This is a genomic window from Roseovarius roseus (assembly GCF_043355935.2).
Taxonomy (GTDB): Bacteria; Pseudomonadota; Alphaproteobacteria; order Rhodobacterales; family Rhodobacteraceae; genus Roseovarius; species Roseovarius roseus.
Window position 1 is genome coordinate 674,149 of the sequence record NZ_JBHFPE020000001.1, and the last position, 19,930, is coordinate 694,078.

A 19,930-nucleotide genomic window follows, 5' to 3' on the forward strand; every position below is an offset into this window, starting at 1 on the left:
CTAATTTCGCTTTGCCGCGTATCTGAGGTCAGGGGCGGCGGCGCACGGTTTCCATCCATTCGACCGCGCCCCGGTGGACCGCGTCGAAAACCGCCCTGCCCGCCGCGACGCCGACATCGGTATGCATCCCGGCATAGGCCGTGGTCCCCGGTGCGGCGGCCACGGCAATACAGTCCGTGCCGGTGCCCGTGGCAAGTCCGCTGGGCAGCTCCAACCCCACCTCCATGACGGCGGCCGTGCGGGCCGAGGCGGCGATACTGAGCGCCTCCACCAGCGCCGCATCGGTCAGGCCAGCGCCCTGCCCTGTGTCAAGGCGCAGCGCGATGTTGATGGTGCCCCAGTCATGGCCCCTGCGGTCGACGCGCTGGCCAATCCGCTCGGCGTTCGACAGGCCCACGGTTGCGACGGCGGTGGCCTTGGCGCCTTCGACCTCGGCCGTGGTAACGTGATTGCAAGTGATGTCGCGCGAGGTCAGAAAGGTGACCGCGTCCAGGGCACTCCGCGCGGCCAGCGCGCTCTGCAGCCAATCCTCGACATCCAGATCGGCAGGCAGGTCGGCGTTGCGCACCTCGCGCCAGAGGATACGCCGCGCCAGCACGAAACCGGGGCGATGGACCGCCCAGCTCAGCACACGCGTCTCGGCGCCCAGATCAAGCTCGAGCCACGGGGCCTCCAGCGTCAGCACGGTCATCGCGTCACGCGCAATGGCTGAAAAAGCGGGCCACCCTCGCCCCGGCGAAACGCCGCCTCGATGCCGAAGACATCGTCCAGCCGCTCGGGGGTAAGCACCGCCTCGGGCGCGCCATCGGCGACCAGACCCTCGCCGGGCGCCAAGAGGATCAGGCGCGTGCAATGGCGCACGGCAAGGCCCAGATCATGCAGCGATACGAGGCAGGATTTGCCCTGCGCGGCCAGCGCGGCAAAGGTTTCCATCGTCGATATCTGGTGCGCGGGATCAAGGCCTGCCGTCGGCTCGTCCGCCATCAGAAGGGGCGTATCCTGCGCCAGCGCGCGCGCGATCAGAACGCGCGCCGTTTCGCCGCCCGAAAGGCGCGTGGCGGCGCGGTGGCGCAAGGGCTCCAGCCCCATGCGGGCGATGGCGGCCTCCGTCGCCGCAATATCGGCGGGCGCGGCGCGCTGTCCGGCGCCCAGATGCGGCACCCGGCCCAGCATCACCAGCGTCTCGACCGTAACGGGCCAGGCGATTTCGCGCGCCTGCGGCATCCAGGCGGCGGCTTTGGCCCGTGCGCGCGGGGCCATTGCGGCAAGGCTGCTATGACCGGTGCTGGGAATAAGGCCGAGCGCCGCGCGCATCAGCGTGGTCTTGCCCGCGCCATTGGGACCGATCAGGCCGACGAACTCGCCCGGCGCGATGTCGAGGCTCACATCCTTGAGGATGCTGCGCCCCCGCAGTGTGACGCCAAGGCGGTCAAGCGTCAAAAGGCTCATATCCCGTCCTTTCGCGTCTTGAAGATGAGGTGGAGGAAGACCGGCGCGCCGACGATGGCGGTCAGCACGCCCAGCTTCAGATCCTGCGACGGCAGGATCAGCCGGACGGCGATATCGGCGGCGAGCAGCATGATCGCCCCGCCAAGCGCCGAGGCCCATAGCAGGAGCGAGGGCCGCGCCCCAACCAGCGGGCGCAGGATATGCGGCACCACCAGCCCGATAAAGCCAATCGCCCCCGCGACGGCGGTCCCGGCCCCCACGACGCAGGCCGTGCCAATGACCAGCACCAGGCGCATCCGGCCAAGGCTGATTCCCATCGCGCCCGCGGCGTCCTCACCCAGCGTCAGCGCGTCCAGCCCCCGGCCCAGCGTGCCCAGCAGGATCCAGCCCACAGCCATCAGCGGCAGCGCCAGCCAGACGTGGACCATCGAGCGGTCCGAGAGCGAGCCCATCATCCAGAAGACGATTTCATTGGCAGCGAAGGGGTTTGGCGAGAGGTTCAGCACCAGCGATGTCAGCGCCCCGGCAAGGGCCGAGATGGCGATCCCCGCAAGGATCAGCGTCAGCGCCCCGCCGCGCGGCCCCGCCAGAGTCATCACCAGAATCACGCCGCCAAGCGCCCCCGCCAGCGCGGCGAGCGGCAGGCCCAGCGTATAAGCCGCGGCGAGCCCCGTCTGGATCGCCAGCACAGCGCCCAGAGCCGCCGAGCTGGAGACGCCGATCAGTCCCGGCTCGGCCAGCGGATTGCGCAGATAGCCCTGCATCGCCGCCCCGCTGAGGCCAAGGCTGCCCCCTATCATGACCGCCAGAATCGCGCGCGGCAGGCGGATCTGACGCATCACGGTCGCGATCGGCCCGTCCCCGCCCTGCCACAGCGCGGCAAGGCTGTCGCCGATGCCCAGTTCGGCAGGCCCCACCAGAAGTGAGGCGGCGAAAAGCATCGCGAGCGTCAACGCCAGCGGGATCATCACACGGCTCATCCACCAGCCTCGAAGGTGCGGCGCGCACGGGCCATATCGCCGATGGCGCGCAGCACATAGGGCGTGCCGCAGACCCAGTCCTGATCCGTCAGTGCCGCCCGTCCCGCCTGCCCGCGCAGATCGCCGACCACGGGATGGTCCATCACCTCCTCGGCGCGGCTGCCGCCGGGATAGCGCCGCGCGGTGATGACCAGATCCGGGTCGATCAGCGCCAGCACCTCAAGCGGCAGCTTGCCCCAGTCATAGCCTGCCTCGGCGGGCGCATTGCGCAGGCCGGCTGCCGTCAGGATATCGGTCGCCAGTGATTTCGCGCCGGAGGTATAGCCATTGGCATAGTAAAGCGCCGCGCGCGGCATCGCGCCTTTGTCTGGCGCGGCACTCCGCAGCGCCGCCAGATCGGTATCAAAGCGGGCGACCATTTCCTGAGCGGCGGCCTCACGGCCCAATGCCGCGCCCATTTCCAGGATCCGGGCGCGCACGTCATCCAGCGAGTGAACGATATCGAACTGGACCACCTCGATGCCGAGGCGGCGCAGCATGGCGATGGTGTCGCGCGAGGTATAGGTGCCTGCGACGACCAGATCGGGCTGCATCACATGCACCTCTTCGGCCCGGCCCGCATTGATCGCATATTGCCCGGCCTCTTCCGCCATGGGCGAGACGCGCGGGTCCAGCGCGATCCGGCTGACCGAGATCAGCTGATCCTCGCCCGCGAGCAGCATGGCCAGCTGATCCGTGCAAAGATTGATGGAAACGACACGCTGTGGCGGCTGGTTTGCTGCCTGCGCCTGCGCGGGCTGCGCCGCGCAAAAGAACACCGCACCCGCCAGGCAGGCGGATGCGAGAAGGCGTCTTATGCGCTCAGAAACTGGCACGAAGCCCGACATAGGCCGCGCGGCCCGGCTGATTGAACCCGCCCGCCGTCTCGTAATCCTCATCGGTGAGGTTCTCGATCCGCAGATAAAGCTGTGCAGTGTCGGTGACATCATAGCTGATCCCGGCGCCGACAAGGGTGTAGTCATCCACCTTGGTATTGGCTGGATCAAGGGGCACGATATCGGCGACATGGCGCAGATCGACATAGCCCGACAGGCGGTCGGTGAAATCGCTGCTGAGGCCCATGACGATGTCATGTTTAGGCGTACGCGTCAGCCGCGCCCCATCGGTTTCGGCATCGACATAGGTATAGGCACCGAAGGCCGTGACGCGCGAGGTCAGCGCATATTCACCCGACAGCTCCAGACCCTTGGACGTGGTCGTGCCCGGGATCTGAACGTAGCAGCCGTTGCCACCATTGTTGCAGGCCGTATTCGTGAACTGGTAATCGATCAAATCCTCGACATCCGTGTAGAACAGCGTCGCCTTGACAAAGCCAGCGGTGCCGAAGGTCTTTTCAACGCCCATCTCGTAGCTGGTGCTTTCCTCGGGCTGCAGGGTGGGCAGGCCGTAGAAACCAAAGCGCTCGTATAGGGACGGCGCGCGGTAGCCGGTGCCGATCAGGCCACGAAACGTCACATCCTCGCTGGCGCGCCAGGCGGCTGCCACGCGCCCCGTGACCTTGCCCCCGAAATTCGAATTGTCATCATAGCGCAAAGCCGCCGAAAGATCGATATCGGCGCTCGGGCTGAGGAGCAGTTCGGCATTGATCGCCGTCGTTTCGTCCGATCCGCTGGTTGCCGGGTTCGCGAAGGGCGATACGCCGGGGGTGCTGCTGAAGGTCTCTTCGGTCCATTCGGCGCCCAAGTTGAGGGTCGCCGCGTCACTGAGCCGCGCGGAGGCCAGATAATCCAGCGTATTCCGGTCGCCCTTGAAGTTAATGGTGAACTGGCTGAGCGGATCGTCACGCTCCATCTCGAAATAGCTGTAGCTCAGCGTGTGAGTGACGGACCCGGTCTCAAGCGTGGCGAAGATGCGTGCGCCTTGCTCGGTAAAGAGGTTGCTGCCCGTCGCGTCATTCGAGAAGGCGCTGCGGTCGATCTCGACCTCGCCGTCGCGGTAGTGCAAGGCACCGCCGAAGGTCAGGGTGTCGGTGGCGGCATATTCGCCGGTCAGATCGATCGTGGTCTGCTCGAACGCGTCATCCTCGGTGTTGAAGCTCTGCGCCGAGATGCCGTCCGTCTGGATGCGGCCATAGCTGAGCGCGACAAAACCCTTGTCCGACCGGTAGCCGGTGCTGAGCGTCCCGGAATAGGTGCCAAAGCTGCCGCCCTCGACCTGGGCCTCACCGGAAAACCCGAGGGACTCGGGGCGGTAGGTGGTCACGTCAATGATGCCGGCAATCGCCTCGGAGCCGTAGAGCGCCGATTGCGCGCCCTTAAGCACCTCGACGCGGGAAATGCCCGAGGATGTCAGGCCGCCGAAGTTGAACTGATTTTGCGTGTTCGAGGGGTCTGTTACATCCAGCCCGTTGATGCGCACGCCCACATAGCGCGACGGCAGGCCGCGGATCTGGATTGAGCCATTAGCGCCCAGACCGCCATTCGAGGTGGAGCTGACGCCCGGCAGGCGCGTCAGCCGGTCAATGACCGAGCTGTCATTGCCGCCGGCCTCAACGCCTTCCACCACTTCGACAGTGGCACCGGTGCGGCCCAGCTCGACCGGGGTCAGGCTGCTGGACAGGACGAGCGTGCCCAGATCATAGGTCTGCTGGGCCTGCGCCGCCGTGGCTAGTGCGCCGGTCAGGATGGTGGATGTAAGAAGAATGTTTTTCATATCGGGGTCTCCGGACGCGCCCCACGCGGGGACGCTGCAGTGCTTGGATATGCATGCGGAGAAGCGGTAATGTGTGCTTCCGCAGGCGGCGAGAATGCCACCACAACGGAAGGATCCGTTGCCCATGACGCGCCCCGCGTCCGGACAGGGTGAACACTCCGGCAGGTCTCCTGACTTGCGGGTCAACGCTGGGCCGGGTCTTCCCACCGCAAGGCACGGCAGTGACGTTGTTCCGGCTTCGCTCACCGCCTACAGTTGCGGGGGCAGTCGCGGATTCGGCGCAAGGCACCTGACCGCGTTCCCTATTATCCGGGGGCTGTTAACGCCCGGACCGAAGTAGGATCTGCCTAGCGCAGAGACCCCCTTTGGAAAAGGGGGAAAAACGAAAAATATTCAAATTGGAAATGATGCGGTGCCCGCCAACCGCGACACCAGGATCACCCGCGCGCGATAGGCCATTGTAATATAGTGGAATTATGGTGGGTGGTGAGGGGCTCGAACCCCCGACATTTTCGGTGTAAACGAAACGCTCTACCAACTGAGCTAACCACCCGCGCCGCCGGATTAGCGCCATCTGGCGGCTCGCGCAAGACCCATGCAGCAGCAATCTGTCCCGCGGCTGTCATCGCGGGGCCGTAGCGCCGCGAAATCGGTGACTCATCAAAGCTTTGGCGGGTCGATGCGCCGCTCGGTGCCCTGCGACAGATGATAGACGCAGCCCTGCACGTTGTCCTGCGCGCCCATCGCCTCGGGCGGCAGCCCGGTGGCAAGGCCGCGCAGCACCTGCCCCCAAAGACCGTGCGCCACCACGATGCTGGGGCCACGCAGATCCTCGGCAAAGCTGCGCACACGGGCAATCAGCGCCTCCAGTCCCTCGCCGCCCGGAGCCTTGGCATAGGTTGCGAGGTCATTGGCCCCCTGCGCAAGGTCCGCCTTGCTCTGCCCCTCCCAGGCGCCGGTGTCGATCTCGGCAAGGCGCGGGTCGATGACGGGCGTGTGGGCGGGCATGGCCAGCGCGGCGGTTTCACGCGCCCGGCCCAGCGGCGAGACATAGATGCCGCCCGCCCCTCCGGCGACGCGCGCTGCAATATCGGTGATCAGCCCGGCCTGCTGCAGCGCCTGCGCACGCCCCAGCGCCGTCAGCGGCGAATCCAGTCGCCCCTGGATGCGGCCCGCCAGATTCCACTCGGTCTGGCCGTGGCGGAGAAACCAAATCTCGGGCCATGTCACTTGAACCATATTCAGAACCATCCCGAAATCATCCGCTTGCAGGCACGTCTTAATCCACCCTGCAGGCGGCGCCAATCCCGCACACCGCCAAGCGCCGCAGAATCTTTCGCTTGGCCGGGCGCGGGCACGCGGCTAGCATCAACGTGATGCTTTCAAGGAGATCATGCCATGTGCCGTCTGTTCATCGGGGCCGACCCGACATTATGGGAAAGCGCGACACGCTCGTTCCGCATGGAGGGCATGGTCACCAGTGTCCGGCTGGAGCAAATGTTCTGGTCCGTACTGGAGGATATCGCGCAGCGGCAGGATCTGAACGTGCCGCAACTGCTGCACCAGCTTTACAACGAATCAATCGATGAGGGGCATGATCTGGGGAATTTCACCTCGTTCCTGCGCGTCTGCTGCATGCGCTTTATCGACCTGCAGTTGAACGGCCTGATCGCCAGCGACAGTTCCGTCGATTTCGAGGCCCTGCCCGTCGAAGAGATCCTGAGCGAAGAACGCAAACGCAACGTTGCAGCGGGCCAGCGCCGCGCGACGAATTCGAAACAGCACTGACGCCAGCGCACTCGAGCGGCAGACAAGCAAAAGCCCGGCACGTTGAGAACGTACCGGGCTTGCGCGGTTTCAGAATTTAGAGGTTGCCCTTGCCCATCTCATCCGCGATGTGGTCCGCCTGCCGGATCGCCAGCGCCACGATGGTCAGCGTCGGGTTCTCTGCCGCACCGGTCGTGAATTGCGAGCCGTCCGAGACGAAAAGGTTGGCGATATCGTGGCTCTGCCCCCAGCGGTTTACGACGCCATCCTCGGCCTTCTCCGACATGCGGTTGGTCCCGAGGTTATGCGTCGAGGGGTAAGGCGGCGTCGGCGCCCATCGCATCATAGATGGCCTGACCCCTCTCATAGGCATGGTTGCGCATCGCCACGTCATTGGCATGATCCGAGTAATGCACATTCGGCACCGGCTGGCCGAACTGGTCGGTCACGTCGGTATTGAGCGTCACGCGGTTCGTCTCCTGCGGCATGTCCTCGCCCACGATCCACATGCCCGCCATGTTCTCGTACTGATCGAGCGCGGAGGTGAACTCGCGGCCCCATGCGCCGGGATCGAGGAAGGCGGCCATGAAGGGAATGCCGAGGGCCAGCGTTTCCAGCTCATACCCGCCGACAAACCCGCGGCCGGGATCGTGCCGCGCCTCGTCCTGAACGATGCCCGCCATGGTCGTGCCGCGCCACATCTTCACCGGCTTGTCGAAGATGCCATAGACCGAGCCGGTGAGGTGACGCATGTAGTTGCGCCCCACCTGCCCCGAGCTGTTGGCGAGGCCATCGGGGAACATTGCGCTGGCCGAGTTGAGCAAAAGGCGCGGGCTTTCGATGGAATTGCCGGCCACGCAGACGATGCGTGCCTTTTGCATCTGTTCATTGCCATCCGCATCAATATAGACAACGCCGGTGACCTTGCCGCTGTCATCATGCTCGATCCGTAGCGCGTGGGCCTTCTCGCGCACCTCCAGATTGCCGGTCGCCTCGCCTGCCGGGATGTCTGTATAGGCCGAGGACCACTTGGCGCCCCATTTGCAGCCCTGAAAGCAGAACCCCGTCTGCTGGCAGGCCAGGCGGTCTTCGGTCGGGGCCGAGTTGATCGCCATGCGGCCGGTGCTGACCTCCTTGTAGCCCAGCTTTTGCGCGCCGGCCTCGAAGACCTTGTAATTGTTGTTGCCCGGCAGACCCGCATTGCCATTGGTGCGGGTCACGTTCAGCTTTTTCTCGGCCTTGTCGTAATAGGGCGCCATCTCGGCCCCGTCGATCGGCCAGTCCAGAAGGTTCGCGCCCTCGACCGCGCCGTAATGCGTCCGGGCCTTCCACTCGTGATCCTGAAAGCGCAGGGACGCGCCCGCCCAGTGGGTGGTCGTGCCGCCCACGGCCTTGACGATCCAGGCGGGCAGACCCGAGAAATCATTGGCCACGCGCCAGTCGCCCGAGGTCGTGCGTCCGTCGAGCCAGGCCAGTTGGCCGAAGCTGTCCCATTCGTCGTTGATGTAATCCTCGGGCAGATACCGCCCGCCTCGAGAGCGACGACGCTGACGCCCTTCTGGGCCAGCTCGTTTGCCAGAACCCCGCCCCCGGCGCCGGTTCCGATGATGACGACAACGCTGTCGTCGGTGAGGTCAAATGGTGCCGTCATGGTGCCAACCCTTCCTTAGATCCAAGCGATGTCATCGAAGCCGCGATTGATATAGCCGCCCTGGCTATAGCTCTCGCCCTCGTAACCGAAGATCGGCCAGACTGCTTTTTGATTATAAAGCCCGGTCACAAGCCCGCCGCGCACCTTCTGGAAAAACGCGGTATCCTCCATGCTGGTCAGGATCGCGACGCGGTCCTTTTCCCATCCGGTCTTGAGGTAGCTGTCAAAGCCCGCGCTGCGCGCCGCCTCGTCCAGAGCGGCAATCCCGGCCTCGGTCTCGTCCACGGCCTCGGGCACGTCGTATCCCTTGACGGCGATGACGTAGAATTCATCCGCGAGTTGATCATGCGGGTAGATGTCCCGCGCCATCTGCACCAGCGTCGCCATCGTCTCGGGCTTGAGCGCGTCCATCGTCGACGCCCAGGCGCCGTTGCTGCCAGCGATGGAGCCCGGCCCGACGACGATCGCGGCCCCCGCTGCAACCCCGCGCGACAAAAGCTGTCGCCGGGTCAATTTCCTCAATTCCAGTGTCATGTCGTTCCTCCCTAGAACTTTGCCTTACTGATATCTTCCGTGCTTCTGCATCACCTCGATCTCGTAGCCGTCCGGGTCCTTGACGAAAAAGAACCGCGCCAAGAGCGCCCCCTCGCGCTCGAAATCGACCAATTTGCGCGGTGCCCAACCCGCCTCCTCAAAACGGGCATGCTCGGGATCCAGATCGTCGACGCAGAAGGCCAGATGCCCATAGCCGTCGCCCAGATCGTAGGGCTCCGTGCGCTCCTTGTTGATCGTCAACTCCAGCTCGAACGCCGCCTCGTCATTCGACAGGTAAACCAGCGTGAAGCTGTCGAAATCCAGCCGCTGAGCCACGCTCAGCCCGAATGCCTTCTGATAGAATTCGACCGAACGCTCCTCCTCCAGAACGCGAATCATCGAATGTAGTGCTTTGGCCATGATACCTTCCAAACAGTCGTGAACAGAATATACGACGGTAAGCCGAAAGATCGGGCAAGAGGTAGTAGGTGAATACTACGGGCGCCGCGCCAGGCATTTTGCCGCTGCGGATCACTGCATCAGCATGGGGGCATCAGGGCAACTCAGATGCAAAAACGGCACCTCGAAAGAGGTGCCGCATGAGAAGTGCCGTATGTGCATTTTGGCGTCGGGACTGCTCTATTTAGCAGTCATCCGCGCGTCAGAAATAGGAAAATGGTGGGTGATAAGAGATTTGAACTCCTGACATCTTCGATGTGAACGAAGCGCTCTACCACTGAGCTAATCACCCGTGGGCCGTTTTCTAGCGTCAGTCGTCGCTCTCTGCAACCGCTTCTTTCAGGGGGTGGCGCAGCGGCGCGCCTGCCCCCGTGGGGGCGGTCCCGGGCAGGTTTCCGGGGATGCTGCCGGGCGTGCTTCCGGGCAAGGGCGGCGCGCCGCGCCCTTCCGACTCGCCCGAGGATTTTTTCTGGCGGATATTGGCAACCACGATCCGGGCCGTATCGGTCTCGTTCATGCGCTTGCGCTTGATCTTGCCCATGGGCTGCAGGTTGAGATCGCGGCCCTCGGCCAGCGCCTCGCCCAGCACGTCCAGCATGGCTTCGATCACCGGCTTCGCGTGTTTCTTGGCCACTTCCGAGCGCGCGACGACCTGCGCCATCAATTCCTGCTTCTTGAGTGGAGCGGCCTCGCCATCTCGCTTCTGCGCTGCGTCCTGGGCCTTGGCGGCGGCAGGTTTCGCTGCTTTGGCGGGGCCGGGTTTGCCGGGCAGCGGGGGTGCCGGAACCATCGTGGTCGCTCCCGCCTGCTCGCGCAGGGGCGCAGGTGTATTGGGCGGCACGGCACTGGCCCTGCGGGGCTTTTGCGTCTTGGATTTCGTCTTGCTGCCTGTTGGTTTGCGGCTTGCCATGAGGCGGCCCCCTTGTCGGTTGTTATTGTTTCCTGCTCAGCAACAGAATAACGCCCCTCAAGGCTTTATACCAGTGTTTCGTGCCGGCCGGGCCTCAGCGGCCCTTGAAAAGGCCGCCCAGAATACCGCGCACGATGCGGCGGCCCGTGGTGCCCTTCAGCTCTTTCAGAACAGCGCCGGTAATCGCCTCGCCAAAGCTGCCTGCGGTGCTGCCCGAGCGCCGCTGCGCGGTCGAGCGATCCACCCGGTTTCCGGAATATCGGCGGCCCGCGTTGAATTCGCGCTCGGCCATCGACTGCTCTTCTGCAGCCTCTTCGGCGCGGGCGGCCTCGGCGGCGGCCTCATCGGCGCGGGATTTGAGGATTTCATAGGCGGATTTGCGGTCGATGCTGGCCTCATACTTGCCCACCACAGGAGAGGCTTTCAGCGCGGCTTGGCGGGCGGTCTCATCAATCGGCCCCAGCCGCGAGGATGGCGGGCGGATCAGCGTGCGCTCGACAATGCCGGGCACGCCTTTTTTCTGCAGCATAGAGGTCACCGCCTCGCCTACGCCCACATCGCGGATGGCATCGACCGTCGAGAACCGCTCGTTCGGGCGATACGTCTCGGCGGCCCGGCTGAGCGCCTTGCGGTCGCGCGCGGTGAAGGCCCGCAGCGCGTGCTGGAACCGGTTGCCCAGCTGGCCCAGGATATCCTCGGGCACGTCATCAGGATTCTGGGTGATGAAATAGACGCCGACGCCCTTCGACCGGATGAGGCGCGCCACCTGCTCGACCTTGTCGACCAGCGCCTTGGGCGCGTCATCGAACAGTAGATGCGCCTCGTCAAAGAAGAAGACCAGCTTGGGTTTGTCCGGATCGCCCACCTCGGGCAGCGTCTCGAACAGCTCGGAGAGCAACCAGAGCAGGAAGGTGGCGTAAAGGCGCGGCGCGCCCATCAGTTTGTCGGCGGCAAGGATGTTGATCTGCCCGCGCCCGTCGGCGCCGACATGCATAAGGTCGGCCAGTTCCAGCGCGGGCTCGCCAAAAAGCTGCGCGCCGCCCTGGTTCTCCAGCACCATCAACTGGCGCTGGATCGCGCCCACCGACTGGGTCGAGACATTGCCATAGCGCAGCGACAGCGCATCGCGGTTCTCGCCGACCCAGACCAGCAGCGCCTGCAAGTCCTTGAGATCGAGCAGCGGCATCCCCTCCTCGTCCGCGACGCGGAAGGCGATGTTCATGATGCCCTCCTGCGCCTCGCTCAGCTCCATCAGGCGGCTCAGCAGCAGTGGGCCCATCTCGGCCAAGGTGGTGCGCACTGGATGCCCCTGCTGGCCGAAAAGATCCCAGAAGGTGACGGGAAAGGCGGTGTAGGCGTAGTCGGTCAGGCCAATCGTCTGCGCACGGCTGGCAAAGGCCTCATGCAGCTTGAAATCGGCGCTCCCGGCCTCGGCGAGGCCAGAAAGGTCGCCCTTGACGTCCGAGAGGAAGACCGGAACGCCCGCAGCGGAGAATCCTTCGGCCAGGATCTGCAAGGTGACGGTCTTGCCCGTGCCCGTTGCGCCCGCGATCAGGCCGTGACGGTTGGCGTATTTCAGGCCCAGCATCTGCGCCTCGCCATAGTCCGGTCCGCCCCCACCGATGAAGATTCCGTCACTCATATTTACGCCCCCGATAGACTGCCGCGCCACAGCGCGCCGCGAGACCATACAATCTTAACCTATCGGTGCCAGTATCATTTTCATTCCGGCGCACATGTCCTCTGGGTGCCGGGGTAAATTCCTCCCTGTCAGACTGGCCGCGCCCTCGGGTGCGGCCCTTTTTATCAAAGCGCTACGTCATGATCTTCCGGCGCACGGAAGGCTCATTTTGACTGTTGACGATGATTCCCTTGTATCGTAGCGTCACGCCCAATGATTAAGTCGGCCAAGTCCGGCAGGGAGATATCGGGGAAAGGGGCCATTCGGCCCCTTTTTCTATGGCCGCGGCAAAGGCCGGATATGCGTCCCCTACCCTTGCATCGCGCGGAAATCCGCCCCTTCGTTCGCGCAAGCTGACATTTTGCCCCTGACAGCGCGCGCACGTCATGTTAGATGCGGCTGGAAACTTCAATGAAATAAGGGGACGTCATGCCCAAGTCGATTTCCATTCTGTCTTTCGCAGCAGCAGCGGCCCTCGGCCTCACCGGCGCGGCCTTTGCACAGGACACCACCGAGGAGCCTGCAGCCGAGAGCACCGCGGAGACCTCCACTGAGACCTCCACCGACGCCGCGGCCGATACGGCCACCGAGACCGGCACGGCCACCGAGGCCGATACGGATGCCGATGCGGATACCGATGCCGCTGCGCCGGCAGAAGGGGCAGCAGACGGCACCGGCAACGCCTTTTCGACTGGCACGCAGGTCACCGACGAGCAGCCCGCCGTCTACGTCAAGGAGAAGTTCGGCGATTGGAGCCTGCGCTGCTTCCGCAATGACGAGGGCGAAGATCCCTGCCAGCTTTACCAGTTGCTGCGCGAGGCAGGCGGCAATCCCATCGCCGAGTTCAGCGTCTTTCGCATCGAAGGTCAGGCGCCCGCCGTTGCCGGTGCTACCGCAATCGTTCCGCTGGTCACGCTGCTGACCGAAGAGCTAAAGCTGTCGGTCGATGGCGCCACCGCCAAGAGCTATCCCTACCGCGTCTGCACCGAAGCGGGCTGCGTTGCGCAGATGGGTCTGACCCAGGAGGATGTCGACACGTTCAAGCGCGGCGCCACCGCGCAGATCACGCTGGTCCCCGCCCAAGCGCCCGACCAAAAAGTGCGCATCGATGTGTCGCTGGCGGGCTTCACCGCAGGCTACGAGGCTGTCGGCGAATTCACCGAGTAAGCATCGACGATACATAGTATTTTGAGGGGCGTGCCGAAAGGCGCGCCCCTTTGCGTTTGGACGCTGCGGTCCGACGGCCCGGCTCCGCCGATACCAGCTATTCCGCTTGAATGCGCGCGACGAAAGTCTATCATAAAGGTAGCAAAAGGGAGGACGCCATGCCCACCATCGTCCGTTTCTACATTACCCATTGCGTGATCGGTTTCATCATCGCTGGCGCGTTCACGGCAACGCTGCTGTGGCTCAACGTCGCGAACCTGTGGCACTTGGTCAGCACATCCGACATCGGCCTCATGGCCGTCATCGTTTTCTGGGTGCTCAACGGGATCGTCTATGCCGGTGTCCAATGCGGCGTCGCGATCATGCTGATGACCGAGAAGGAGGACAAGGATGAGGGTCCCCGCACCGGCCGCACCGTGCTTGCCCGCGCTCCTGCCAAGGCGCAGGCCAAGGGTCTCTGATCCTTTGTTTCTTGAAGTGAACGCAGTCTTGGCGGTTTGCGTTTTGGCATTTGAACTTGTCACTGACATTTCCAACACAGGACCAGGAACCAGTGGCTCAGATGTCCGCTTTGAGCCTATTCTGTTGAAAAACTCTGCCACGCAAAGATCGGCCTTAGAATCTGGAACATCGCTCTAATCACGTGGCCATTGGCAAACCATGTTTCCAGAAAGGCCTTTTCGAGGGAAAGTATTCTGCTGATCCTACCCGTTGGGACGAGGCGGCGAGTTTTTCAACGAAATCAGCCCAATTTTGACATTCCTGCTTTTCGTGTCACACTCGAGTTGAAATCGTGGTAGGAGAGACAGCGTGAGCGATACTCAGACGGTCGGCCCCACTGGCAAGATGTCACTGACCGCGAAAATCATGATTGCCATGGGACTTGGCATAGTTGTCGGTGTCATATTCAATTCAATACAATCCGATTTCATAAACACGCATGTCGTTGGCGGTTTCTTTGCGATGGTGGGCAAGATGTTCGTCAACGCGCTGAAAATGCTGGTGGTACCGCTGGTGTTTTTCTCGCTGATCGGCGGGGTCACGGGCATCGGCGACATTCGGGTGCTGGGCCGTGTAGGGGGGAAGTCTTTCGGCCTCTACTTGTTCACAACGGCCTGTGCGATTGCGATGGCGATCGTACTTGCCACCATCATCGGGCCCGGCTCAGGCTTCGTGATGGAGGGTATCGACACGTCAGGCGTCGCCGGCAAAGACGCACCTGCCGTTTGGGATGTATTCGCAAACATCGTGCCGACCAACCCGATTGCGGCGTTTGCCAATGGCGATATGTTGCAGGTGATCTTCTACACGGTGATGCTTGGCGTGGCCGTCCTGATGCTGGCCGATATGTCCAAGCCCTTCATCGAGGCTTGCACCTATATGAACGAGTTGATGATGAAGATCGTCGGCATCGTGATGGCCTTCGCGCCATACGGCGTATTCTGCCTGATCGCCAAGACCTTCGCGGAACAGGGCGTGGGGCTTTTCCTTCCGGTCCTCGGCTATGTCATCACGCTGGTTGCGGCGCTAATGCTTCACTTGTTCGGGACACTGCCGCTACTGCTCAAATTGCTAAGTGGGCTGAACCCGTTCATTTTCATGAAGAAAATGCAAGCCGCACAGGTTTTTGCGTTCTCTACGGCAAGCTCGAATGCGACGATCCCGGTGACATATCGTTCGGTGACCCAGCGTGTGGGCGTCGACAAGGGTGTCGCCTCATTCTGTATTCCGTTTGGGGCCACAATCAACATGGATGGCACCGCGATTATGCAAGGGGTTGCCACGGTGTTTCTCGCGAATGTCTACGGCATTGATCTGGGGCTTGGCGGCTACATCACAGTGATCGGTATGGCCATACTGGCGTCTATCGGGACGGCGGGCGTGCCCGGCGTAGGTCTTGTGATGTTGACGATGGTTCTAAGCCAAGTGGGGCTGCCCATCGAGGGCATCGCGATCATCCTCGGGGTGGACAGGCTGATGGACATGATCCGCACGGCGGTCAACATCACCGGTGACGCAGTCGTCACCACGATCGTTGCTAAGGGTGAGGGGAAAGTCGATCTCGAGGTCTTCGGAAACCCCACAGCTGGCATCATCGACGACATGCCGCACCTGCCGCACCATGCCACTGCACCCACCTCTTGAGGGAGTTGCATCTTTTACAATACGGTGGAGGCAAAGTAGCAAATCTTTGACTGTTCAGACACACGTGTCTGAGTTTGTCCGAGTAGACCAAGCCTTCGGTGAACGCTACGAATTGCAGCTTCGTCCGCCCAGCGGATATCAGTACCTGCCACGCATCGTCGATCACAGTCGAGCCCACCTCGCAGACCAACCAGCGCCTCTACCCGGCCCGCCTCAGCGCCAAAACCGCATTCAGTCCGCCAAATGCGAAGGCATTGTTCAGTGCCACTTCGACCTTAGCCTCGCGGGCCTCGTTGGGGACGACATCGAGGGCGCATTCCGGGTCCGGCTCGTCGTAGTTGATTGTGGGCGCGATCACGCCGTCGCGCAGGGCCATGATGCAGGCCAGAAGCTCGACCGCGCCGGTGCCGCCGATCAGGTGGCCGTGCATGGATTTGGTCGAGGAAATCATCAACTTGTCCGCGTGCCGGCCAAAGACATCCGCGACGGCGGCGCATTCGGTCTTGTCATTGGCCGCCGTTCCGGTGCCATGCGCGTTGATGTAGCCGACCTCCTCGGGGTTCACCCGCGCGTCGCACATCGCGCCCGATATGGTGCGGGCCGCGCCGTCCTTGGAGGGCATGACAATGTCCGAGGCGTCCGAGGACATGGCGTATCCGACTACTTCGGCCAGGATCTCGGCGCAGCGGGCGCGTGCGTGCTCGTATTCCTCGAAGACGAAGATCCCCGCACCCTCACCCTGCACCATGCCGTTGCGGTTGGCTGAGAAGGGGCGGCATCCGTCCTTCGACATGACGCGCAAGCCCTCCCAGGCCTTGACCCCGCCAAAGCACAGCATGGACTCGGACCCGCCGGTCAGCATCACGGGGCAAAGCCCGCCATGCACCATCTGAAACGCCTGCGCCATCGCGTGATTAGAGGACGCGCAGGCGGTCGAGACGGTAAAGCTGGGCCCGCGCAGGCCCCAGGCCATCGAGACATGGCTGGCCGCCGCATTGTTCATCAGCTTGGGCACGACGAAGGGATGCACGCGGTTCTTGCCGTCCTCGTAGACCGAGCGGTAATTCTCGTCGAGGGTGGTCATGCCGCCCCCCGAATTGCCCAGAACGACGCCCGAGCGCAGCGATAACTCTTCGGTAAAATCGAGGCCCGATTGCTGGACCGCCTCGCGCGCGGCGATCAGGGTGAACTGGGTGAAGCGGTCATAGAGGGCCAGCTGCTGGCGGGTGAAATCCACCTCGGGGTCGTAATCCTTGACCTGCCCGCCGATGCGGATGGCCAGGCGCTCGACATCGCGGAACTCCAGCTCGCTGATGCCGCAGCGGCCCTCGCGCATGGCCTCCAGCGTTTCAGGGACATCCTTCCCCAGCGCGTTGATCGTACCTGCGCCGGTGATGACGACACGTTTCACGTCTGCTCTGCGATCAGCCGCTGCACCCCAGCCGCGATGGCGCCGACCGTCGAGATATCGAAATCCCCTGCCGTCGGCTCGTTCGCGTTGAAGGGCACGTTGATGTCGAACTCTTCCTCAATGGCAAATATGCTCTCGACAAGACCCAGACTGTCGACGCCCAGATCCTCGAGCGAACTGTCCAGCGTGACGTCGGACGGCTCCAGCATGGCCTGCTCGGCGATGATGGCGATCACGCGGTCCGGTATGCTCATGCCATGTCTCCTTGGACGAGTGGCCCCGATTTAGTCGCTCTGTTCGGCCTTGGAAACCGATTTCTTCAGCTGCGCGACGTCAGCCACCAGCCGGCCCAGACGCCGCAGATGTTTGTACATGTCGATATGCGCATCCATCTTCATCGCAGGGTAGCCCAGGATGACGCGGCCCGCAGGCACGTTCGAAAGGATCTTGGTGCCGCCGCCCGCGATGACGTTATCGCCGACGAAAAGGTTGTCGCCGACGCCCACCTGCCCGGCCAGCACTACGTTATTGCCGATCCGCGACGAGCCTGCGATGCCGACCAGTCCGCAAAGCAGCGTATCGGTGCCGACCACCACGTTGTGGGCCACCATGACCAGGGTATCGATCTTGGTGCGATCGCCGATGACCGTGTCGCGGATGGTGCCCCGGTCGATGGCCGCATTCGCGCCCACCTCGACATCATCGCCCAGGCGGACCGAGCCGAGGCTGTGAATACGCACATAGGATTGCGCGGCGGTATCGCCCTGATCGCCCAGTGTCTCGCGCACGGACTCGACGCCCGATTTCTCAGGCGTGACAAAGCTGAAGCCGTCGCCGCCGACAACCGCGCCGGGATTGATGATGACGCGTGCCCCGATGCGTACCCGGGCGGCAACGCGCACACCCTCGCGAATGAGGCCACCCTCGCCAATGACCGCATCCGCGCCAATCGTGACTTGCGGGCCGATGCGGGTGCCCGCGCCGATGCGCGCGCCGCGTCCGATGACCGTGAGCGGCCCGACATGCACGCCCTCGCCCAGTTCGGCACTGCCATCGATGATGGCCGAGGGGTGGATACCCTCGCCCCAACCCTCGCCCAAATCCATCATGGCGGTGAGGCCCGACATGGCATAGCGCGGGCGCGGCGCGACGATGGCCGCCTTCAGCCCCAGCGCCTGCCAATCCGCGCCCTCCCAGATCAGCGCGGCGCGCGCGCGGCCCTTGGGCAGGCCTTCGGCATATTCGGGCTTGGTCGCGAGGGCCAGATCATCCGGGCCGGCATCCGCAGGCTCGGCCAAGGCACCGACTTGGATGGACCCGTCGCCAAGGACCGTGGCCCCGAGCGATTTGGCGATTTCATCAATGGTGTAGGACATGGCGCACCCCTTGGCTTGGCGGTGCGATATCTATCCCTGAACGGCGGGCAGTGAAACCCCCGCCTTTTGCAGCGCGTCCCAGATCTTGCCGTCGCGGCCATAGATATCGTCGCGATATTGTACCGGACCTTTGGCAGGCACGGTGGCGGTGCGGTAGATGATATGCACGGGAATCTTCTGTTTCAGCGGCACCTGCGTCTGGCGGCCGGAATTCAGGATGCGGTCGAAATAGGTCTTGGGGTCGGCCTCCTGCCGGGACAGGATTTCATAGGCGAAATCGAAGGGCCGCTGCAGGCGGATGCAGCCATGGCTGAACGCGCGCACATTGCGGTTGAAGAGATCCTTGGACGGCGTGTCATGCAGGTAGATGTTATACTTGTTCGGAAACATGAACTTGACCAGCCCCAACGCATTGCGGTTCGAGGGCGGCTGCTTCAGTGCGAAAGGAAAGGTCCGGGCCGAGTAGGCGTTGAAATTGACATTGGCCCGGCTGACCTCCTGCCCACGCGAATTATAGAGCTTGAGGTGCCCAGCCGCGCCACGATTGCGCTGCATTTGCGGCAGGTATTCCTTGACCGTGATCGAGCGCGGGACGTTCCAGACCGGATTGATCTCGAGATACTCCATCTCGTCCGAAAACTCGGGGCTGCGCTGGCCCGAGGTATCCTTACCGATCACGGCGCGGGTCTCGAAGGTCAGGCTGTCGTCATCCATGATGCGCGCGGTAAAATCAGCAAGGTTGACCAGGATGTGGCGCTGTCCGCGCGGCTTGTTCAGCCAGCGCTCGCGCTCCATCGCGACATGCAGCATGGGCAGACGCTCGGAAATCGGCTTGTTGATCTCGGCCATGGTCGAGGCGCCCGCGGTGCCGTCGGCCACAAGGCCGTGCGCCGCCTGGAATTTCTGCACGGCCTGCATGATCGGGATGTCATAGGTGCCCGTCGCGGTCCGATCCAGATATCCCATCCGCATCAAACGGTTGCGCAGCACGACCACCTCGGGGCCGGATTGGCCGGGCGCCAGGGACGTCGCAGGCACTGCAGGGCCCCAACCGCCGGTCGCCAACATTCCCTCAAGCCGGGTTTTTTCGCGCAGAAGTCGCGCGTATTCGCCTGATTTCGGCGCCAGATTGCGAAAGAACCCGGCAGGTGCGCTAGCGGCAAAGCCGGTCAGAAGTTCTTCGTCGCTGCGCAGGGGCACGTCGCGCACGATATCGCTGACGACGCGCGAGGGGGTCAGAATGCCAGTGTGCATGTCATGGGCAAGGCGCAGGAAGACGCGCGACATTTCGACCTCGACCGCGCCCAGATCGCGCGGAGTGCGCGCGGCACGCATCATCGCAAGAAGGCCCGGCGCATCATAACGGCTGGCCGGCAGACCATGCGCGGACGCTTCGTCAATTGCCTGCAGCAGCGCCTGACGGCGCGCGCGGCCGGTCTCGTCCTGGAGGGTCCAGATCGCCTCGAATCCGCTGGCGCGGTAATGCGCTGCCAATCCGTCCTCGCGCGCGGCGCCTTCCGCCACCGCCTGCTTGAACGCGGTCACGCCCGCCATCGCCGCGGGCGGCGCGGCAAGGATCATCAGCGCCGCGATTGTCGGCAGCATCGCACGCCGCGCGCCCGGCACGCGGCGCGAATCCCTGCGGGGCGTGATCTGGAAAAAGGCGGCAATGGTCATGTAGTCCCCCG

18 protein-coding genes, 2 tRNA genes, 1 pseudogene and 1 riboswitch are annotated in these 19,930 nt (G+C 63.6%); of the genes and pseudogenes, 4 read left to right on the forward strand and 17 right to left on the reverse strand.

Translation table 11 applies throughout. From position 1 onward, the window contains the following. Nucleotides 1-28 precede the first annotated feature (28 nt). The 7 genes from ACEWPL_RS03385 to ACEWPL_RS03415 all read right to left on the reverse strand — a co-directional run bounded on the left by ACEWPL_RS03385 (nt 29) and on the right by ACEWPL_RS03415 (nt 6,392). Nucleotides 29-691 carry an adenosylcobinamide amidohydrolase gene (locus ACEWPL_RS03385; RefSeq protein ID WP_393930126.1) on the reverse strand — a complete coding sequence of 221 codons (663 nt, stop codon included), beginning with the start codon at nt 689-691 and terminating at the stop codon, nt 29-31. Continuing rightward, on the reverse strand, nt 688-1,449 hold the full coding sequence (locus ACEWPL_RS03390; protein ID WP_393930123.1) for an ABC transporter ATP-binding protein: 762 nt from the start codon (nt 1,447-1,449) through the stop codon (nt 688-690). Before ACEWPL_RS03390 ends, ACEWPL_RS03385 begins: the two co-directional genes overlap by 4 nt. Continuing rightward, nucleotides 1,446-2,429 carry a FecCD family ABC transporter permease gene (locus ACEWPL_RS03395; protein ID WP_393930120.1) on the reverse strand — a complete coding sequence of 328 codons (984 nt, stop codon included), beginning with the start codon at nt 2,427-2,429 and terminating at the stop codon, nt 1,446-1,448. The genes ACEWPL_RS03390 and ACEWPL_RS03395 overlap by 4 nt, the downstream gene beginning before the upstream one ends. Then, entirely contained in the window at nt 2,426-3,367 is a 942-nt protein-coding gene (locus ACEWPL_RS03400) for an ABC transporter substrate-binding protein (protein WP_420744325.1), read from the reverse strand. Before ACEWPL_RS03400 ends, ACEWPL_RS03395 begins: the two co-directional genes overlap by 4 nt. After that, the gene (locus ACEWPL_RS03405) at nt 3,291-5,141 is read right to left on the reverse strand and encodes a TonB-dependent receptor plug domain-containing protein (RefSeq protein WP_393930114.1); all 1,851 of its coding nucleotides are present in this window, start codon (nt 5,139-5,141) and stop codon (nt 3,291-3,293) included. The genes ACEWPL_RS03400 and ACEWPL_RS03405 overlap by 77 nt, the downstream gene beginning before the upstream one ends. A gap of 143 nt (nt 5,142-5,284) precedes the next feature. Then, nucleotides 5,285-5,492, reverse strand: a riboswitch (cobalamin riboswitch). 126 nt (nt 5,493-5,618) lie between these two features. Beyond that, a tRNA-Val gene (locus tag ACEWPL_RS03410) sits at nt 5,619-5,694 on the reverse strand. Between the two features lie 107 nt (nt 5,695-5,801). After that, the gene (locus ACEWPL_RS03415; RefSeq protein WP_393930111.1) at nt 5,802-6,392 is read right to left on the reverse strand and encodes a histidine phosphatase family protein; all 591 of its coding nucleotides are present in this window, start codon (nt 6,390-6,392) and stop codon (nt 5,802-5,804) included. A gap of 147 nt (nt 6,393-6,539) precedes the next feature. On the opposite strand from ACEWPL_RS03415, the gene ACEWPL_RS03420 reads away from it, so the two are divergent. Further along, the gene (locus ACEWPL_RS03420) at nt 6,540-6,929 is read left to right on the forward strand and encodes a ribbon-helix-helix domain-containing protein (protein ID WP_393930108.1); all 390 of its coding nucleotides are present in this window, start codon (nt 6,540-6,542) and stop codon (nt 6,927-6,929) included. Nucleotides 6,930-7,005: 76 nt separating this feature from the next. On the opposite strand, the pseudogene ACEWPL_RS03425 reads toward ACEWPL_RS03420, so the two are convergent. The 6 genes and pseudogenes from ACEWPL_RS03425 to ACEWPL_RS03450 all read right to left on the reverse strand — a co-directional run bounded on the left by ACEWPL_RS03425 (nt 7,006) and on the right by ACEWPL_RS03450 (nt 12,104). Then, nucleotides 7,006-8,559: pseudogene (locus ACEWPL_RS03425) on the reverse strand (GMC family oxidoreductase). 15 nt (nt 8,560-8,574) lie between these two features. Continuing rightward, the gene (locus ACEWPL_RS03430; RefSeq protein ID WP_393930105.1) at nt 8,575-9,093 is read right to left on the reverse strand and encodes a Twin-arginine translocation pathway signal; all 519 of its coding nucleotides are present in this window, start codon (nt 9,091-9,093) and stop codon (nt 8,575-8,577) included. Between the two features lie 24 nt (nt 9,094-9,117). Beyond that, on the reverse strand, nt 9,118-9,513 hold the full coding sequence (locus tag ACEWPL_RS03435) for a VOC family protein (protein WP_393930103.1): 396 nt from the start codon (nt 9,511-9,513) through the stop codon (nt 9,118-9,120). 256 nt (nt 9,514-9,769) lie between these two features. Further along, nucleotides 9,770-9,844: transfer RNA gene (locus tag ACEWPL_RS03440), tRNA-Val, on the reverse strand. Nucleotides 9,845-9,862: 18 nt separating this feature from the next. After that, nucleotides 9,863-10,462, reverse strand: a complete 600-nt coding sequence (locus ACEWPL_RS03445; protein ID WP_393930101.1) for an HU family DNA-binding protein — start codon at nt 10,460-10,462, stop codon at nt 9,863-9,865. Nucleotides 10,463-10,556: 94 nt separating this feature from the next. Further along, entirely contained in the window at nt 10,557-12,104 is a 1,548-nt protein-coding gene (locus ACEWPL_RS03450; protein ID WP_393930099.1) for a helicase HerA-like domain-containing protein, read from the reverse strand. Between the two features lie 468 nt (nt 12,105-12,572). Between ACEWPL_RS03450 and ACEWPL_RS03455 the strand changes: the two genes are divergently transcribed. From ACEWPL_RS03455 to ACEWPL_RS03465, 3 genes are all read left to right on the forward strand, one after another. Further along, nucleotides 12,573-13,310: an invasion associated locus B family protein gene (locus tag ACEWPL_RS03455; protein ID WP_393930097.1), complete on the forward strand. Its 738-nt coding sequence runs from the start codon at nt 12,573-12,575 to the stop codon at nt 13,308-13,310. Between the two features lie 158 nt (nt 13,311-13,468). Then, nucleotides 13,469-13,771: a hypothetical protein gene (locus ACEWPL_RS03460; RefSeq protein ID WP_393930095.1), complete on the forward strand. Its 303-nt coding sequence runs from the start codon at nt 13,469-13,471 to the stop codon at nt 13,769-13,771. Nucleotides 13,772-14,120: 349 nt separating this feature from the next. Next, nucleotides 14,121-15,455, forward strand: coding sequence for a dicarboxylate/amino acid:cation symporter (locus ACEWPL_RS03465; protein ID WP_393930093.1), 1,335 nt, complete (start codon nt 14,121-14,123; stop codon nt 15,453-15,455). A gap of 199 nt (nt 15,456-15,654) precedes the next feature. On the opposite strand, the gene ACEWPL_RS03470 is transcribed toward ACEWPL_RS03465, so the two are convergent. From ACEWPL_RS03470 to ACEWPL_RS03485, 4 genes are read right to left on the reverse strand one after another with little or no spacing between them, the layout of a single operon-like run. Next, nucleotides 15,655-16,866, reverse strand: a complete 1,212-nt coding sequence (locus ACEWPL_RS03470; RefSeq protein ID WP_393930091.1) for a beta-ketoacyl-[acyl-carrier-protein] synthase family protein — start codon at nt 16,864-16,866, stop codon at nt 15,655-15,657. Beyond that, nucleotides 16,863-17,120, reverse strand: coding sequence for an acyl carrier protein (locus tag ACEWPL_RS03475; protein ID WP_393930088.1), 258 nt, complete (start codon nt 17,118-17,120; stop codon nt 16,863-16,865). Before ACEWPL_RS03475 ends, ACEWPL_RS03470 begins: the two co-directional genes overlap by 4 nt. A gap of 30 nt (nt 17,121-17,150) precedes the next feature. Continuing rightward, nucleotides 17,151-18,242 carry a UDP-3-O-(3-hydroxymyristoyl)glucosamine N-acyltransferase gene (gene lpxD / locus ACEWPL_RS03480; protein WP_393930085.1) on the reverse strand — a complete coding sequence of 364 codons (1,092 nt, stop codon included), beginning with the start codon at nt 18,240-18,242 and terminating at the stop codon, nt 17,151-17,153. 30 nt (nt 18,243-18,272) lie between these two features. After that, nucleotides 18,273-19,919 (reverse strand): L,D-transpeptidase family protein, encoded by a 1,647-nt coding sequence (locus ACEWPL_RS03485; protein ID WP_476454012.1) that lies wholly within the window; start codon nt 19,917-19,919, stop codon nt 18,273-18,275. Nucleotides 19,920-19,930 lie beyond the last annotated feature (11 nt).